General features: G+C 66.5%; 12 protein-coding genes. 11 read left to right on the forward strand and 1 reads right to left on the reverse strand.

What is annotated here, in order from left to right; all coding sequences use genetic code 11:
• The first annotated feature begins 44 nt into the window (after window positions 1-44).
• From murG to lpxC, 7 genes are all read left to right on the forward strand, one after another.
• Window positions 45-1,115, forward strand: a complete 1,071-nt coding sequence (gene murG, locus KGQ91_RS10790) for an undecaprenyldiphospho-muramoylpentapeptide beta-N-acetylglucosaminyltransferase (protein WP_224416788.1) — start codon at window positions 45-47, stop codon at window positions 1,113-1,115.
• A 43-nt stretch (window positions 1,116-1,158) separates the two neighbouring features.
• Window positions 1,159-2,571 (forward strand): UDP-N-acetylmuramate--L-alanine ligase, encoded by a 1,413-nt coding sequence (murC, locus tag KGQ91_RS10795; protein ID WP_224416787.1) that lies wholly within the window; start codon window positions 1,159-1,161, stop codon window positions 2,569-2,571.
• Entirely contained in the window at window positions 2,568-3,518 is a 951-nt protein-coding gene (locus KGQ91_RS10800; RefSeq protein ID WP_224420977.1) for a D-alanine--D-alanine ligase, read from the forward strand. The genes murC and KGQ91_RS10800 overlap by 4 nt, the downstream gene beginning before the upstream one ends.
• Window positions 3,519-3,523: 5 nt before the next feature.
• Window positions 3,524-4,252, forward strand: coding sequence for a cell division protein FtsQ/DivIB (locus tag KGQ91_RS10805; RefSeq protein ID WP_224420978.1), 729 nt, complete (start codon window positions 3,524-3,526; stop codon window positions 4,250-4,252).
• 212 nt (window positions 4,253-4,464) lie between these two features.
• Window positions 4,465-5,739: a cell division protein FtsA gene (ftsA, locus tag KGQ91_RS10810; RefSeq protein ID WP_163649848.1), complete on the forward strand. Its 1,275-nt coding sequence runs from the start codon at window positions 4,465-4,467 to the stop codon at window positions 5,737-5,739.
• Window positions 5,740-5,770: 31 nt separating this feature from the next.
• A complete protein-coding gene (gene ftsZ / locus KGQ91_RS10815) occupies window positions 5,771-6,934 on the forward strand; it encodes a cell division protein FtsZ (protein WP_163649847.1) in 1,164 nt (387 codons plus the stop codon).
• A 116-nt stretch (window positions 6,935-7,050) separates the two neighbouring features.
• Window positions 7,051-7,965 (forward strand): UDP-3-O-acyl-N-acetylglucosamine deacetylase, encoded by a 915-nt coding sequence (gene lpxC, locus KGQ91_RS10820; RefSeq protein ID WP_163649846.1) that lies wholly within the window; start codon window positions 7,051-7,053, stop codon window positions 7,963-7,965.
• Between the two features lie 70 nt (window positions 7,966-8,035).
• Here the strand turns inward: lpxC and KGQ91_RS10825 are convergent, their stop codons facing one another.
• Window positions 8,036-8,524, reverse strand: coding sequence for a DUF721 domain-containing protein (locus KGQ91_RS10825; RefSeq protein ID WP_163649845.1), 489 nt, complete (start codon window positions 8,522-8,524; stop codon window positions 8,036-8,038).
• A 67-nt stretch (window positions 8,525-8,591) separates the two neighbouring features.
• Between KGQ91_RS10825 and KGQ91_RS10830 the strand changes: the two genes are divergently transcribed.
• The 4 genes from KGQ91_RS10830 (at window position 8,592) to KGQ91_RS10845 (ending at window position 13,986) form a co-directional block, all read left to right on the forward strand.
• Window positions 8,592-8,945, forward strand: coding sequence for a hypothetical protein (locus KGQ91_RS10830; RefSeq protein WP_163649844.1), 354 nt, complete (start codon window positions 8,592-8,594; stop codon window positions 8,943-8,945).
• Between the two features lie 69 nt (window positions 8,946-9,014).
• Window positions 9,015-11,729: a preprotein translocase subunit SecA gene (gene secA, locus KGQ91_RS10835; protein ID WP_224420979.1), complete on the forward strand. Its 2,715-nt coding sequence runs from the start codon at window positions 9,015-9,017 to the stop codon at window positions 11,727-11,729.
• Window positions 11,730-11,761: 32 nt separating this feature from the next.
• Window positions 11,762-12,976 carry a bifunctional glutamate N-acetyltransferase/amino-acid acetyltransferase ArgJ gene (argJ, locus tag KGQ91_RS10840; RefSeq protein ID WP_224420980.1) on the forward strand — a complete coding sequence of 405 codons (1,215 nt, stop codon included), beginning with the start codon at window positions 11,762-11,764 and terminating at the stop codon, window positions 12,974-12,976.
• 62 nt (window positions 12,977-13,038) lie between these two features.
• A complete protein-coding gene (locus tag KGQ91_RS10845) occupies window positions 13,039-13,986 on the forward strand; it encodes a Nudix family hydrolase (RefSeq protein ID WP_163649841.1) in 948 nt (315 codons plus the stop codon).
• Window positions 13,987-14,398: the final 412 nt, after the last annotated feature.

Genomic DNA, 14,398 nt, shown 5'->3' on the forward strand with positions numbered 1-14,398 from the left:
TACAGGAGACGACTTCCTCCGCGCCCTTGCGTCGGGTGCTGATCATGGCCGGCGGTACCGGCGGGCACGTGATCCCGGCGCTGTCGCTGGCCGAGGCCCTGACCCGGCGCGGCGTTCAGGTGGAGTGGCTGGGCAGCCCGCGAGGCATCGAGAACCGTCTGGTGCCCGAGGCCGGGCTGGTGCTGCATCGCATTGCGGTGGCCGGCCTGCGCGGCAACGGCATGACCGGCTGGCTCAAGGCGCCGTGGCGGCTGTGGCGCGCGGTGGCGCAGGCGAAGCGCGTGCTGGCGAGCTTCGACCCGCAGCTGGTGGTGGGGCTGGGCGGCTTCGCCAGCGGCCCCGGCGGGCTGGCGGCCTGGCTGGGTGGACGGCCGCTGATCGTCCACGAGCAGAACGCGATCGCCGGGCTGACCAACCAGGTGCTGGCGCGGCTGGCGCGGCGTGCCTATGCGGCCTTCCCCGGAGCGTTTCGCAAGCTGGGCTCGCGTCGCGAGGCGATCGTCATCGGCAACCCGGTGCGGCCGGCCATCGCCCGTCTGGGCGAGACGCCCCGCAAGGCTGAAGCCATGCAGGATCGCCGCCTGCATGTCCTGGTGGTGGGCGGCTCCCTGGGGGCGGTGGCTCTCAACCGGCTGCTGCCCGAGGCACTGGCGCTGCTGCCCGACGCACGGCGCCCCGAGGTTCGCCACCAGGCCGGTCGCGAGCGGCGCGAGGCCACCGAGCAGGGCTATCGGGGGGCCGGGGTCGAGGCCCGGGTCAGCGAGTTCATCGATGACATGGCCGAGGCCTACGACTGGGCCGACCTGGTGGTCTGCCGTTCCGGCGCCCTGACGGTCAGCGAGCTGGCGGCCGCGGCGAAGCCGGCCCTGCTGGTGCCGTTTCCGCATGCGGTCGACGATCATCAAACGCGCAATGCCGACTACCTGGTGGAGGCCGGGGCCGCGCGACTGCTGCCCCAGGCCACCCTGAACGCGACCTCGCTGGCCTCCGTGCTGGAGGAGGTCCTGAATCCCCAACTTCTCGCCACCATGGCCGGGGCGGCGCGCTCGCGGGCGCGCCTCGACGCCGTCGATCGCCTGGTGGAAGGCTGCATGGAGGCCGCTCGTGAGCGATAGCCTGTTTTCCCCCGTCCCCGGCCAGCTCCGCAAGGGGCCGGGCATGCGACGCATCCGGCGCATTCATTTCGTCGGCATCGGCGGCGCCGGCATGTGCGGCATCGCCGAGGTGCTGGCCAATCAGGGCTACGAGGTCAGCGGCAGCGACCTCAGGGCCTCTGCGGTGACGGCGCATCTCGAGGGCTGCGGCGTGCGTATCGCCATCGGCCACGCCGCGGCCCATGCCGAGGGGGCCGACGTGGTGGTGGTGTCCACCGCGGTGGATGCCGGCAACCCCGAGATCGCCTGGGCCCGGGAGCACCGCGTCCCGGTGGTGCGGCGCGCCGAGATGCTGGCGGAGCTGATGCGCTTTCGCCACGGCATCGCCATCGCCGGCACCCACGGCAAGACCACCACCACCAGCCTGACCGCGACGCTGCTGGCCGAAGGCGGGCTGGACCCGACCTTCGTGATCGGCGGCAAGCTGACCAGTGCCGGCACCAATGCCCGGCTGGGGGAGGGCGATGTGCTGGTCGCGGAGGCCGACGAGTCGGACGCCTCCTTCCTGCACCTGCAGCCCATGGTCGCGGTGGTGACCAATGTCGATGCCGATCACATGGGGACCTACGCCGGGGACTTCGCGCGGCTCAAGGACACCTTCGTCGAGTTCCTGCACAACCTGCCGTTCTACGGCCTGGCGGTGCTGTGCCTGGATGATGCCAACGTGCGCGAGCTCCTGCCCCGGGTGCAGCGCCAGTTCGTGACCTACGGCTTCGACGCCCAGGCGGACTACCGGATCGCCGACTTCGTGCAGCAGGCCGGCGAGATCCGCTTCACGGCACTGCGCCCGGAAGGGCATGCGCCGCTGGCGGTGCGCCTGGCGATGCCCGGCGAGCACAATGCACTCAATGCCCTGGCGTCGATCGCCGTCGCTACCGATGCGGGTGTCGATGATGCGGCGATCCAGCGCGGTCTGGCGGGCTTCGCCGGCGTCGGCCGGCGTTTCCAGGTGCATGGCGAGTTCGCCCTGCCCGATGGGGATGGCCGGGTGATGCTGGTGGATGACTACGGACATCATCCGCGCGAGGTCGAGATGGTGATCCGTGCGGTACGTGCGGGCTGGCCGCAGCGGCGCCTGGTGATGGTGTACCAGCCGCATCGTTTCTCGCGTACCCGGGATCTCTACGAGGACTTCGTGCGCGTGCTGTCCGGGGTCGACACCCTGGTGCTGCTGGATGTCTACAGCGCCGGCGAGGCGCCGATCACCGGTGCGGAGGGACGGACCCTGGCGGGCTCGATCCGGCAGCGCGGCGAGGTCGATCCGCTGTTCGTCGAGGCCAAGGCCGAACTGCCGCGCCTGTTGCACAACGTGCTGCAGGATGGCGATATTCTGATCACCCAGGGGGCGGGCGACATCGGCGGTATCGCCCTGGCCCTGGCCGACTGTCAGCTGGACTTGCATGAGGTCGAACTATGAGCGTCAGGCATCAGGCGCGCACCGGGGCGCCATGTCCCGGGCGATACGGTCGCGTGATCGTGCTCTATGGCGGCAATTCGGCCGAGCGTGAGGTGTCGCTGGTCAGTGGTGCCGCCGTGCTGGCCGCCTTGCAGCGCGGCGGTGTGGATGCGCGCGGGTATGATCTGGCGGCCGGTGGCCTGAGCGGTCTCGAGGCGCTGGCGCCGGATCGGGTGTTCATCGCGCTGCACGGCCGGGGTGGCGAGGACGGGACCGTCCAGGGCGCCCTCGAGCTGCTCGGGGTCCCCTACACCGGCAGCGGCGTGCTGGCCTCGGCACTGGGCATGGACAAGCAGCGGACCAAGCAGCTGTGGCGGGCCGTCGGGCTGCCCACGCCGGAGAGCATCACGCTCGGCCCCGACTCGGACTGGGACGCGGTCGTGACACAGCTGGGCCTGCCGCTGATCGTCAAGCCCGTCCATGAAGGCTCGACGCTGGGGATTAGCATCGTCCACGACCGCCAAGCCCTGGAAGCCGCCTTCGGCGAGGCGGCGCGCTTCGACGCGGCGGTCATGGCCGAGCGCTACATTCAGGGTGACGAGTACACGGTGTCGCTGCTCGGCGACCGGACGCTGCCGGCGATTCGGGTCGAAGTACCCGGCGGGTTCTACGACTACCAGGCCAAGTATCACTCCGACGCCACTCGCTACCATCTGCCCTGCGGACTGAACGAGGCGGACGAGCGTACCCTCGGGGCGCTCTGCCGGGACGCCTTTCGTGCCATCGGCGGCCGGGGCTGGGGGCGTGTCGACGTGATGCGCGACGCTCGGGGACGCTTCTGGCTGCTCGAGGTCAACACCGTGCCGGGAATGACCGATCACAGCCTGGTGCCGCAGTCCGCCGCGCATGCCGGGATCGACTTCGATGACCTGGTGCTGCGCATTCTCGACACGGCGCTGGAGTCCTGACCCGGATGGCGGCGAGCGGGAGCGGTTCGCGGGGTTCCTGGCTGGGTGTCGTCCTGCTGCTGGTACTGCTGGTGGCCGGTGGCCGGGCGTTGTGGCTGTGGCTGGATCGGCCGATCGAGCGGGTCTCCATTCGCGGCGAGCTGGAACACGTCAGCGCGGATTACCTGCGCAGCAAGCTGGCGCCACTGGTGAGCGGCAGGACCTGGCTGTCGGTGGATCTCGGCGAGCTGCGCGAGCGGGCGCGACGCATCGAGTGGCTCGAGGAGGTCCGCGTGTCGCGGCACTGGCCCGATGCCCTGACCTTCGAGCTGTTCGAGCAGCATCCGGTGGCGCGCTGGAACGACAGCGAGCTGCTCAATCCCCGGGGGAAGGCGTTTCGTCGCGATTCGGTGACGGTCGACGAGCCGCTGCCTGACCTGGCCGGCCCGCACGGCAGCGGTGCGGAAGTGCTGGCCTGGTACGACCGCCTTCAGCGGCAGCTCAAGCCGCTGGGGCTCACGGTCACCCAGCTGCGCCTCGAGGACCGCGGCGCCTGGCGCTTTCAGGTCAATGACGGCCTCTGGGTGATGCTCGGGCGCAACGACAGACCGGCCCGGCTGGCCCGCTTCGTGGCGGCCTGGCGTCGCCAGTTGGGCGAACAGGCGTCGCGGATCCGCTACGTCGACCTGCGTTATCCCAACGGGGTTGCCGTCGCCTGGCATGGCGAGGATGCCGAGGCAGGTGCGGACGGCTGACGGGGGCAGGCGTCTGTCGTGATTCCGGTCACTAATTCCGGCCATCGGGGGCATGACGAGGTATTTCTTTCGCCAAAAAATCCCCGTATTCTGAGCCGAATTCTCTTGGGTCACGGCCTGCTTGGCGTTTACGTTCTATACTTCGACCCAACTTTGTATCTGCAAAAATACGGTTTCTCAATTCAGTGAAGATCGAGGAGTGATCCCGACCCATGGCAGGACAATCCAATGCTTCCAATATGGTGGTCGGGCTGGATATCGGAACATCCAAGGTCGTGGCGATCGTCGGTCAGCCCACGGACGATGGCGGGCTGGAAATCGTCGGTATCGGTTCGCACCCTTCCCGGGGCATGAAGAAGGGGGTGGTCATCAATATCGAGTCCACCGTCCAGTCGATTCAGCGGGCGGTGGAAGAGGCCGAGCTGATGGCCGGATGCGATATCCATTCGGTTTACGTGGGGATCGCGGGCAGCCACATAAGCTCGATGAACTCCGACGGTGTGGTCGCGATCAAGGACCGCGAGGTGACGCCCTCCGATATCGAGCGGGTCATCGACTCGGCCCGGGCCCGGGCCATCTCCGAGGGGCAGCGTATCCTGCATGTCCTGCCCCAGGAGTTCGCCATCGACACCCAGGAGGGCATCCGTGAGCCGCTCGGCATGTCGGGCGTGCGTCTGGAGGCTCGGGTGCATCTGGTGACCGCGGCGCTCAACGCGGTGCAGAATATCGAGAAATGCGTGCGGCGCTGTGGTCTCGAGGTCGATGCCATCATCCTCGAGCAGCTGGCGTCGAGCCACGCGGTACTTACCGAGGACGAGCGCGAGCTGGGTGTGTGCATGGTGGATATCGGTGGCGGCACGACCGACATCGCGGTGTTCACCGAGGGCGCCATTCGTCACACCTCGGTCATCCCCATTGCCGGCGACCAGGTCACCAACGACATCGCCATGGCGCTGCGCACGCCGACGCAGTATGCCGAGGACATCAAGGTCAAGTATGCCTGTGCCCTGACGCAGCTGGCGTCCAGCGATGAAATGATCAAGGTTCCCAGCGTGGGAGACCGCCCGGCTCGCGACCTGTCGCGTCAGTCGCTGGCCGAGGTGGTCGAGCCGCGCTACGAGGAACTGTTTACCCTTGTACGCGAGGAACTGCGGCGCAGCGGCTACGAGGATCTCGTGGCCGCGGGCGTGGTGCTGACCGGGGGGACGGCGCGCATGGAAGGCGTGGTCGAACTCGCGGAGGAAATCTTTCACATGCCGGTGCGCATCGCGAGCCCCCAGAATGTGCGGGGGCTGGTCGACGTGGTGCGCAATCCGATTTATTCCACGGGCGTGGGTTTGCTACTCTACGGAATGCGTGACGCCAAGCCGGGCGATAACCGTGCGGTGTCCGCCCAGCCCCGTAGAGAGGAAGTCTCACGGCGTGGTCTCAAGGATGGCATCTCGGCGCTGGAACGGGTCAAAGGCTGGTTCAAAGGAAATTTCTGACAAGGCCGAAACTGGCCAGGAGACGGGGCAAATGTTCGAACTGGTAGATAATGCACCTTCCAGCAGCGCTGTCATCAAGGTGATCGGCGTTGGTGGTGGCGGCGGCAATGCCGTCAATCACATGGTCGAGAGCAACATCGAGGGCGTCGAATTCATCTGCGCCAACACCGATGCGCAGGCCCTCAAACGGGTTGCCGCCAAGACCGTTCTCCAGTTAGGCAGCGAAATAACCAAGGGGCTGGGTGCCGGTGCCAGCCCGGACGTGGGCCGTCAGGCGGCGATGGAGGATCGCGAGCGCATCGCGGAACTGCTGCAGGGCGCCGACATGGTCTTCATCACCGCCGGCATGGGCGGGGGGACCGGTACCGGCGGTGCACCGGTGGTGGCCGAGGTGGCCAAGGAGCTGGGCATCCTGACCGTGGCCGTGGTGACGCGGCCCTTCCCGTTCGAGGGGCCCAAGCGCATGAAGGTCGCGGAGGAGGGCATGAAGGAGCTCTCCCAGCACGTCGACTCGCTGATCACCATCCCCAACGAGAAGCTGCTGGCGGTGCTGGGCAAGAGCGCGAGCCTGCTGACGGCGTTCAGTGCCGCCAACGACGTGCTGCTCGGCGCGGTCCAGGGCATCGCCGAACTGATCACCAGCCCGGGGATCATCAACGTCGACTTCGCCGACGTGCGCACCGTCATGTCGGAGATGGGCATGGCGATGATGGGCACCGGCGGCGCGACCGGCGAGAACCGGGCCCGCGAGGCCGCCGAGAAGGCGATTCGCAGCCCGCTGCTCGAGGATATCGACCTGCACGGCGCGCGCGGCATCCTGGTCAACATCACGGCCGGCCCGGATCTGTCGATCGGCGAGTTCAACGACGTCGGCGCCACGGTGCAGGAGTTCGCCTCCCAGGATGCCACCATCGTGGTGGGCACGGCGATCGACATGGAGATGTCCGACGAGCTGCGGGTCACCGTGGTGGCCGCCGGCCTGGACGGTGTCCGCGAGAAGCCGGCCGCCCGCGAGTCGGTCGCGCGGCCCGAGACCACCGACTACCGCAAGCTCCAGCAGCCGACCGTCATGCGTCAGCAGGCGGCCAAGGCCGAGCAGGAGGAGACCGCGAAGGCCCGTCAGGAGCGTCGCAAGGCCAAGGACATCGACGACTATCTCGATATTCCGGCCTTCCTGCGCCGCCAGGCCGACTGATCCATCCGGTCGGCGGGCGTCATGGGCGTGGCCAGCGACAAATTTTTGGTTAAACAGGCGTTCGATGGTATAGTGAACACTGTTTGACAATTTATGCAGCAGCCTGGTCATTGCCCATGATTAAGCAAAGAACCCTCAAGAACACCATGCGGGCCACGGGAGTCGGCCTGCACTCGGGCGAGAAGGTCTATCTGACCCTGCGTCCGGCGCCGGTCAACACCGGCATCGTGTTCGTGCGCACGGACCTCGAGCCGGAAGTTCGCATCCCGGCGCGCGCCGAGAATGTCACCGATACCACCCTGTGCACGGCCCTGTCGCGCGACGGCGTCAAGGTGGCGACCGTCGAGCACCTGATGTCGGCCTTCGCGGGACTGGGTATCGACAATGCCTTCGTCGAGCTGAGCGCACCGGAAGTGCCGATCATGGACGGCAGTGCCGGACCCTTCGTGTTCCTCATCCAGTCGGCGGGAATCGCCGAGCAGGAGGCGCCGAAGAAGTTCATTCGCATCAAGCGCGAGGTGCTGGTGCGCGACGGCGACAAGGAAGCCCTCTTCCTGCCCCATGAAGGCTTCAAGGTCACGTTCTCGATCGATTTCGACCATCCGGTCTTCGAGCAGCAGAAGCAGCTGGCCAGCGTCGACTTCTCGACCACCTCCTTCGTCAAGGAAGTCTCGCGGGCCCGGACCTTCGGCTTCATGCGCGACCTGGAGTTCCTGCGCTCGCAGAATCTGGCCCTAGGCGGCAGCCTGGACAACGCCATCGTCGTCGATGACTACCGCATTCTCAACGAGGGTGGGCTGCGCTACGAGGACGAGTTCGTTAAGCACAAGGTGCTCGATGCCATCGGCGACCTCTACCAGCTCGGCCACAGCCTGATCGGCGAGTTTCGCGGCGTGAAGTCCGGTCATGCCCTCAACAATCAGCTCTGCAGGGCCATGCTGGAAAACCCCGACGCCTGGGAGATCGTCACCTTCGAGGAGGCGTCCCAGCGAGCGCCGATCTCCTACTCGGCCCCTGCCATGGCCATGTGACGCGTTCTTCTACAGGCAACCAGGCATGCTTGACGCCAGCCCGACCGGGCTGGCGTTTTTCGTGGGCGATTCACGCGTCCCGGCTGTCGCCGTTCATCGACGCGTGGGCAGCGAGGCGCTCCAGGGCGCGCTTGAGTTGCGGGTCCTGGGTGTCCCGGGCGCAGGCCTGCAGTTCATCGGCGGCGGGGGAGGACAGCGTTCGGTGCTGGACCGGGGGTGGTCTGACCGGGCTGACGGGGCGCACCTTGAAGGTCAGGGCGAGCACGGCCTCGAAGCCGGGCAGTTCTCGTATCAGGCGCAGCAGGCGTGTCTGATCGTAACGCAGTGCGGTCAGCCAGTGGGCTCCATCCGTGATCAGGGTCAGGCGCCCATCCCGGTAGCCGCCCACGAACAGGTGGGGGCGCATCTCTTCCGGGAGATGATGGCGCAAGTGCGCCTGGGCGCGGTCGATGAGCTGTGCCTTGTGCAGCAGCCCGCCGAGGTCGGCGCCGGAGGGGCCCTGGGGGGAAAGGAGGCGTGTCGCGGGCTGGGCGCGAAAACGCTTAGCCTTTATACTCATTGGCTTGCCCGTGAAACTGCGAAAGCGATACTGCGCAATCTAGCATGCCCTGGAGCCCTTCGACAGCATGACCTGCCCCACTCCTGCCGCGAGTCGCGCCGATGGAACCGGTCGGCAGCGTGCCAGACGCACGTCGCGCTGGTGGCTGGCCGGCCTGCTGGTCGGTTGCCTGCTGCCGACCACGCTGGGGCATGCCGAAGCGCTCCGGCTCGCCGAACAGATCACCCAGATCTGCCTCATGGCGCCCGCGGCGATCCGCGAGGAATCGCGTCGGGCGCGCAAGCGGGCTTCGCACCGGTGGCCGACGAGTGTCGGTCGGCCCGGGCGCGAGACGCGTGTCTGGCGGCAGGTGGCCGGGCACGCCTGTTCCGGTGCGGATCTGGCGTCTCGCGCCCCCCGGGCACCGCCTTTCATTGTGTGAATGCGTGATCGAGGTTTTCGGTCGGCAGAGTGCCGCCGGCCTTCTTTGCACAATGATTGGATACTGCTAATGATCAATACTCTGGTTCGCAAGCTCGTCGGGTCCAAGAACGACCGTGAAGTCAAGCGCATGGGCAAGCTGGTCGCCGACATCAACCGTCTGGAAGAGGAGGTCGCGGCCCTCGACGACGACGCCCTGAAGGCACGCACGGCCCAGTTTCGCGAGCGCCTCCAGAACGGGGAAAGTCTCGATCGCCTGCTTCCCGAGGCCTTCGCCACGGTGCGCGAGGCCAGTCGTCGGATCATGGGCATGCGTCACTTCGATGTGCAGCTGATCGGCGGGATCACCCTGCACCGCGGGCGCATCGCCGAGATGAAGACCGGCGAGGGCAAGACGCTGGTGGCGACCCTGGCCGTCTATCTCAATGCGATTCCCGGCCGCGGGGTGCATGTCGTGACCGTCAACGACTATCTGGCCCGGCGCGACGCGGAATGGATGCGCCCGCTCTACGAGGCACTGGGGCTGACCGTGGGCGTGATCTACTCGGGGCAGACCTCGGCCGAGAAGCGCGAGGCCTATGCCTGCGACATCACCTACGGCACCAACAACGAGTACGGCTTCGACTACCTGCGCGACAACATGGCGTTCTCGCTGGAAGAGAAGGTCCAGCGGGAGCTGCACTATGCGATCGTCGATGAGGTGGACTCGATTCTCATCGACGAGGCGCGGACCCCGCTGATCATTTCCGGTCCGGTGGAGGAAAACACCGAGCTCTACAAGGTGGTCGACCGGCTGGCGACGGAGCTCGAGGTCTGCGAGGACGCCGAGGATCCGGACAGCGGCGACTTCACCCTCGACGAGAAGCAGAAGCAGGTGGAGTTGACCGAAAACGGCCACCACAAGGTCGAGGAACTGATGCGCCGGCAGGGGCTGCTCAGCGAGGACGACTCGCTCTATGCGGCCCAGAACCTGGGGCTGCTGCACCACATGCACTCGGCCCTCAGGGCGCGTCATCTCTTTCATCGCGATGTCGACTACATCGTCAGCAGTGGCGAGGTGGTGATCGTCGACGAGCACACCGGTCGCAGCATGCCCGGCCGGCGCTGGTCGGAGGGGCTGCACCAAGCCGTCGAGGCGAAGGAGGGCGTGGCCATCCAGAAGGAAAGCCAGACCCTGGCCTCGACCACCTTCCAGAATTACTTCCGCCTCTACGAGAAGCTGTCGGGCATGACCGGCACCGCGGATACCGAAGCCTTCGAGTTCCGCCAGATCTACGGGCTGGACGTGACGGTGATACCCACCAACAAGCCGATCGCGCGGGTCGATCACAACGACCTGGTCTATCTCTCGGCCCAGGAAAAGTTCGAGGCGATCATCGAGGACGTGAAGGCCCAGCGTGACGCCGGGCGTCCCGTGCTGGTGGGCACAGCCTCGATCGAGACCTCCGAGCTGCTGTCGGGGCTGATGAAGCAGGCCGACATTCCCCACAACGTGCTCAACGCCAAGCAGCACCAGAGCGAGGCGGAAATCATCGCCCAGGCCGGGCAGCCCGGGGCGATCACCATCGCCACCAACATGGCGGGCCGCGGTACCGATATCGTGCTGGGGGGCAACTGGGAGGCGGAGGTCGCCAAGCTCGACAATCCCTCCCAGGCGCAGATCGACGCCGCGAAGGCCGAATGGCAGCAACGTCACGATGCCGTTCTCGAGGCGGGCGGTCTGCATGTCATCGGCTCCGAGCGTCACGAGTCGCGGCGCATCGACAATCAGCTGCGCGGGCGCGCCGGTCGCCAGGGGGACCCGGGTTCCACCCGCTTCTTCCTCTCGCTGGAGGACAACCTGATGCGCCTGTTCGGTTCCGAACGGGTGCAGCGTCTGATGCAGGCGCTCGGGCTCGAGCGGGGCGAGGCGATCGAGCACAAGATGGTGTCCAACGCGGTCGAGCGGGCCCAGAAGAAGGTCGAGGGGCGCAACTTCGACATCCGCAAGCAGCTGCTCGAGTACGATGACGTGGCCAACGATCAGCGTCGCGTGATCTATGATCAGCGTGACGCGATTCTCGGTGCCGAGGACGTGTCCGAGAACGTGGCGGGCATCCGCGATGAAGTGCTCGACGAGGCGATCAGCGGCTTCGTGCCGCCCCAGAGCCTGCCCGAGCAATGGGATCTGGAGGGCCTGCAGCAGTATCTGAAGAGCGAGTTCAACCTCGATGTGCCGCTGACCCAGTGGGCCGACGAGGACGAGAACTTCCACGAGAAGGCCCTGCGCGAACGCCTGCAGACCCAGCATCGCGAGATCTATGCCGCCAAGGTGGAGGCCGTCGGTGAAGAGCTGATGCGGCGCTTCGAGAAACAGGTCATGCTTCAGGTGCTCGATACCCGCTGGAAGGAGCATCTGCAGTCGATGGATCACCTGCGCCGGGGCATCCACCTGCGCGGCTACGCCCAGAAGAATCCCAAGCAGGAATACAAGCGCGAAGCCTTCGAGCTGTTCCAGAGTCTGCTGGGCAACATCAAGCACGACGTGACACGCATTCTCAGCCACGTCCAGGTGCGGCGCCAGGAAGAGGTCGAGGAGCTGGAACGCCAGCGCCGCGAGACGCTGGAGCGCGAGAAGGCCAGCGCCACGCAGCGCCACGACGAGGTCGCGGAAGACTCCGACGAGGCGCCGGGCGGCGACCCGGCGCAGACGGTGCGGCGCGAGGGGCCCAAGGTCGGACGCAACGACCCGTGCCCCTGCGGCTCGGGCAAGAAGTACAAGCAGTGTCACGGCAAGCTGCAGTAAGCGACAATCCCGAACAGGTCAGGAGATGAAGCATGGCGGTAGGTGAAGCGGTCTTTCCCCGGATGTCGGTCCTCGATGGACTGCGTCTGGGCACGGCGGAAGCGGCGATCAAGAAACCGGGGCGACGCGACCTGGTGGTGGTCGAGCTGCCGGAGAATACCGCCGTGGCCGGCGTGTTCACGCGCAATGCCTTCTGTGCGGCGCCGGTGCATGTCGCCAGGGATCATCTGGCCCGCAGTGCCGTGCGCTACCTGCTGATCAATACCGGCAATGCCAATGCCGGCACGGGCGAGCAGGGGATGAAGGATGCCGAATACTGCTGTGGCGCCCTGGCGTCCCTGGTCGGCTGTGCCGGCGAGGCGGTACTGCCATTCTCCACTGGCGTGATCGGCGAGCCGCTGCCGGTGGCGCGGATCGAGGCCGCGTTACCGCGCGCCCTGGAGAGCCTGGATGATTCGTCCGAGGCCTGGCAGCGGGCGGGCGAGGGCATTCTGACCACGGATACGCGGCCCAAGGGCGCGACCGCCACCTGCCAGATTGGCGGTCAGACGGTCACCATCAATGGCATCAGCAAGGGCTCCGGCATGATCCAGCCCAACATGGCCACCATGCTGGGCTTCGTGGTGACCGATGCCGCCATCGAGTCGGATCTGCTCTCGTCGTTGCTGCGCGAAACGACCCAGGTCAGCTTCAACAGCATCACGGTCGACAGCGATACCTCGACCAACGACGCCTGTCTGCTGATGGCCACCGGGCGCAGCGCGCAGGTCTCGAGCCCGAAGGAGGTTGCCGCCTTCCGGGCCGCGCTCGAGGAGGTCATGGTGACGTTGGCCCAGGCCGTCATTCGCGACGCGGAGGGAGCAACGAAGTTCGTCACGTTGCAGGTCGAGCAGGCCCGGACGGTTCAGGAAGCCCGGGACGTGGCCTTCACCGTGGCCCATTCCCCGCTGGTCAAGACCGCCCTCTATGCCTCGGATGCCAACTGGGGGCGGATACTGGCGGCCGTGGGTCGGGCGCCGGTGGACGACTTCGACGTCAATGCCGTGACCATCGATCTGGGAGCGGTGCGCCTCGTCGAGCATGGTGGCCGTGCGGCCGACTATACCGAGGAGGCCGGCAGTCGCGAGATGGCGCGGGAAGACATTACCATACGCATCCTACTGGGACGCGGCGAGTCGGCGGCCACCGTCTGGACCTCCGACCTGTCGCACGAGTATGTCTCCATCAACGCCGACTATCGCAGTTGATCGGCGCATCATTTTCCGTCCCGCAACGAGAAACATCAAGGTTCTAGAGGTAAGTACGCAAGATGATCAAACGACGGGTGCATGTGGCAGCGGCTGCCATCTTCAGCGACGACGGAAATGAGGTGTTGCTGGCCAGACGCCCCTCCACGGTAGACCAGGGAGGGTTGTGGGAGTTTCCCGGGGGCAAGCTGGCACCCTACGAAACCGGCTTCGAAGCGCTGCGGCGCGAGCTGCACGAGGAACTCGGCATTTCCATCGAGCGGGCCCAGCCCCTGATTCGCGTGCATCATGAATACTCCGACAAGCATATCCTGCTCGATGTCTGGCAGGTGCACGGTTTCTCCGGGGAGCCCTACGGACGGGAAGGCCAGGCGGTTCGCTGGGTCAAGCTCGGCGAACTGTTCAACTACCCCTTCCCGGCCGCGAATCTGCCGATCCTGCGCGCCGTCATGCTGCCGACCGAATACCTGATCACCGCGGAAGAGGAGGACGATGGGGTCTTTCTCGACAAGCTGCAGCGTGCGCTGATCGAGGATGGCGTTCGTCTGGTACAGCTGCGTGCCAAGTCGCTGGATGAATCCGCGTACCTGGCGCGCGCTGAACAGGCCCTGCAGCTATGCCGTGAGCACGGCGCTCGCCTGTTGTTGAATACCGAGCCCGAGATGCTCGCGCACATCGATGCCGATGGTGTGCACCTGACCAGTGAACGACTGATGACCCTGGAGCGCCGGCCCATCGTCGAGGGCAAGTGGCTCTCCGCATCGACCCACGATGAAGGCCAGCTGGCCCGGGCCGGGCGAATCGGCTGCGATTTCGTGACCCTGTCGCCGCTGCGGACGACCCCCTCGCATCCCGATGCCGCGCCCCTGGGCTGGCACGATTTCCAGCAACTCGTGGAGCCCGCGGCCATGCCGGTGTTCGCACTGGGGGGCATGACCCGCCACGATGCCAATCATGCCCGTGCCGTCGGTGCCCAGGGCATCGCTTCCATTCGGGACTTCTGGCGCTGACTCGGGCCTCTCGAACAAGGCGTCGGACCCCGCGGGTTTCCGGCGCCAGTTGCCGGTCTCGCCGCAGTTATTGAAAAAAGTTGCTCAGGGGGCTTGTCAGGGCCGAAGGTGGGGCGTAAAGTACGCATCCGCTGCCGACGACGGGACACGTCACCGGCGGTGGAGAGGAGAAGCAAGTGGTTGTTTCCTCGACGGTTTTCGGAAGGTTGCGATGAAAATTGCACTTGCCAGGCCACGTCGAAACGCCTAGAATGCTCTCCCGTGATTCGGCAGGCCGGCGGCCGCCGCGGGATCGGTGTTCACCGATCGCCACGACGCCAGACGCCGCTTGACACGCCGGGCCGAATCGGTAGAATACAGCCTCTCTCGCAACGAGGCGCTCAACGAGCAACGGTTGCGACGCTCTTTAACA

Origin of the sequence: Modicisalibacter tunisiensis, assembly GCF_020148005.1 — a bacterium.
Classification (GTDB): Bacteria; Pseudomonadota; Gammaproteobacteria; order Pseudomonadales; family Halomonadaceae; genus Modicisalibacter; species Modicisalibacter tunisiensis.